Origin of the sequence: Parvibaculum sp. (assembly GCF_049672805.1) — a bacterium.
Lineage (GTDB): Bacteria > Pseudomonadota > Alphaproteobacteria > Parvibaculales > Parvibaculaceae > Parvibaculum.
Map to the genome: position 1 here is coordinate 1 of NZ_JBATWS010000032.1, position 2,665 is coordinate 2,665.

A 2,665-nucleotide genomic window follows, 5' to 3' on the forward strand; every position below is an offset into this window, starting at 1 on the left:
CATCAAGAAGCTTGTGCGCCTGCGCGGCATGACGCTTTGCCTCTGCCGCATCACCTGCCGCCACCGCCACCATGCCGCGCGAGAGAGCGAGAAAGCCCTTCTGCTGGCGGCGCTTTTCAAGAAAGCGCGATACGCTGGCCGGTGTTTCGATGAAGCTCACCGCAATGCGATAGGCGAGCAGAACAAGAAAGGCCGCAAGTGCCATCGCCGCAACGCCGATGACAAAGCTCGTGCGGATTTCATAGCCTCGCCAATGCATGACGAGTTCGCCCGGATTGTCGGCAAGCCAGATCGCGATGCCGCAGAGAATGGCAACGATGAGGAAGGTGTAAAGCGCGCGCAGCATCAGCGTCAGCCTTTCATTCCGGCAAGCTCGCCCGCGAGCCGCGCGCTCAGCTCACGCACCAGCCTGTCGGTTTCGAGCCGCGCCTTTGCCTCTGCAATCCAGCCGCCTGCGGCCTCCGCTGCCGGGCCTGACAGCTTTTCGGCTTCCGCCACCGCGCCACCAAGATCATGCACCTTCAGGCGCTCTTCCATGCGCGCGACAATCGCCTCGCTGGTGTCGCCCGAGATTTCGCCCGTGCGCCGGATCGTGACCAGCGACTTTGCATTGGAAACAAAGCGCGACCAGAGCCCGTCTTCCGTGGCGCGGCGCTCTGTATCGAAAATGGATTGTGCAAGCGACGGGAAACGCGCTTCAAGCGCGGCCCGTGTCGGCACACCGGATTTGGCACTTTCCCTGAGCGCGGCAAGTTCCGGTTCATCCGGCAGGAAGCGGCGCAGAACACCAAGCTCCGTCTCGAAAGAGCCAGCCCCTTCCGCCGCCCGCGCCAGATTGGCAAGCGCAAGGCCAAGCGCCGCGCGCGCTGCCGCATCAGGATCTTCCGCTTCTTCTTCGAGCGCGGCGACACGCGCTTCCATCTTTTCAATGTCGGGAAGAAGCGACGCAAGCCGGAGATCAAGCGCCTTCACCAGTGCATCAATGCTTTCGACACGCGAGCCGATCCCTTCGGGCGGCATCCGTCCCTCAAGAGCAGAAAGTGCCTCGCGCAGATCGCGCGTCATGTCGCGCGTGTCGCCCAGCGCGCTTTTGAGCGTCTGCAACTCGTCCTCAAGCGCCTCGAAGCGTGCCGCAGTTTCCGCCGCGCTGCCCGGTGCTTCAGCAACTCTCTGAATGTCGCGCTCCGCCCCGTCGATCCGCGTTGCAAGTTCGTCAATGCGCTGCGAAAGCGAGGCAGATGCCTCATCCTGAGATGTTTCGAGCGCATCAATCCGTGCGGAAAGCGCCGCAAGCGTTTCGCTGTCACGCGCACCGATCGGCAGCACGCCGGACCAGATCACCGCCGCAGCAATCGCCGCGCCACCAAGTCCCGCAATACCGCCTGCGAGAACAGCCGAACCGGCCCCGCTTTTCCGCTCCTGCGCGGCGGCCTTCTCCTTCGCGGCGGATGCTTCTGCCTTGCCGGGTTTTTCTTCGGACACTTCTTCGGCCTTTCCTTCAAGCACACGCGGTTCTTTTGCTGTTTTCGGGCGGCTGTCACGCGCCGCTGTCTCAGGCTTCAGATATTCGGCCTTTGGCGCGCCATTATCAGCGCCATTCCCTTCGGGCGTCGGCCCTTTTTCTTTATCTGAATCACTCATGGCGAGGCCTTCTTCAGGGGATCATCAGCAACTGGCACCACTATAAAGGCTTGGATGCGCAAAGGTCAGAAGGAAGTTCCGGGGCGGGATGCGGCAGATTCGCTGAAGCTTCGGCAAGAAATCAGGCGGAAATAAGCGCAAGCAGCGCGTCCTGGGATGGCTCGTCGGCAATGCGGATCGCGGCGAAGCCGAGCGTGTCGATCTCGGCGGCAATGGCAGCGGAGAGACAATAGGCAGTCGCGCGATGAAGACCGCCGCTCACCCCCTCCGCCTTCACCAGCGTTGCGAAATGCCGCGCCGTGCGGGGTGAATAAAGGAGAACGCCATCAAGCGCGCCGCTTGCGAGCGCCTCGCGTGCTTTCGGTGCGAAGCCTTCCGCCTTCTCCGCATCATAAAGCACCACGCGGTCCACATCGAAGCCGCGCGCCTCAAGCATCCCCTTGAGGTCGCCTGCCAGCACGCTGCCTGCCGCATGAAGAAGCGGGCCTTTTGCGGGATCGAGGATTTCCGCCGCAAGCGCATCAAGTGAATGCACATCGCCGCCCGCCGCCTTCACATCACGAAAGCCTTGCGCGCGCGCGGCCTCTGCACTCGCTTCGCCAACGGCCACAACCGGAACGGATTTCAGCGCCTCATCCGCAAGATGCCCCAGCGCCCGCGCGCCATTCGCACTTGTAACAAGCAGCGCCTGCCAATCGCGCTTCGGCAGTTCGGCATCTTCCCGGTGATGGATGGAAAGAAGCGGCGCAATCAGCACGTCATGTCCGCGCGCCTGAAGCAGCGCGGCCAATGCCTCGCTCTCTCTGACAGGTCGTGTCAGAAGCAGGCGCATCGGTGCTTACACTCCCGAAAAGAAATGCGGTCCCGCACGCGACTTCAGTTCCTCGCCCGCATCCGCGCCGAGACGCGCTGCCTCACTTGCCAGCCCTTCGCGCTCTGTCTCGATCACCTGCGAGCCATCCGGCGTCAGCACCATACCGCGCAGCCGCATCCGCTCGCCCGTAATTTCCGCAAGAGCGGCAAT

The 2,665-nt window shown here is 62.9% G+C and carries 3 protein-coding genes and 1 pseudogene; all 4 read right to left on the minus strand.

Annotation, left to right across the window (positions count from 1 at the left end; all coding sequences use genetic code 11):
- The coding region (locus tag WBF74_RS01035) for a heme biosynthesis HemY N-terminal domain-containing protein (RefSeq protein WP_424433955.1) at positions 1-346 on the minus strand (346 nt) is incomplete at its 3' end.
- Between the two features lie 5 nt (positions 347-351).
- Entirely contained in the window at positions 352-1,641 is a 1,290-nt protein-coding gene (locus WBF74_RS01040; protein ID WP_424433957.1) for a COG4223 family protein, read from the minus strand.
- A 121-nt stretch (positions 1,642-1,762) separates the two neighbouring features.
- Entirely contained in the window at positions 1,763-2,473 is a 711-nt protein-coding gene (locus WBF74_RS01045) for a uroporphyrinogen-III synthase (protein ID WP_424433959.1), read from the minus strand.
- 6 nt (positions 2,474-2,479) lie between these two features.
- Positions 2,480-2,665, minus strand: a pseudogene (locus WBF74_RS01050) (hydroxymethylbilane synthase); the annotation flags it as partial.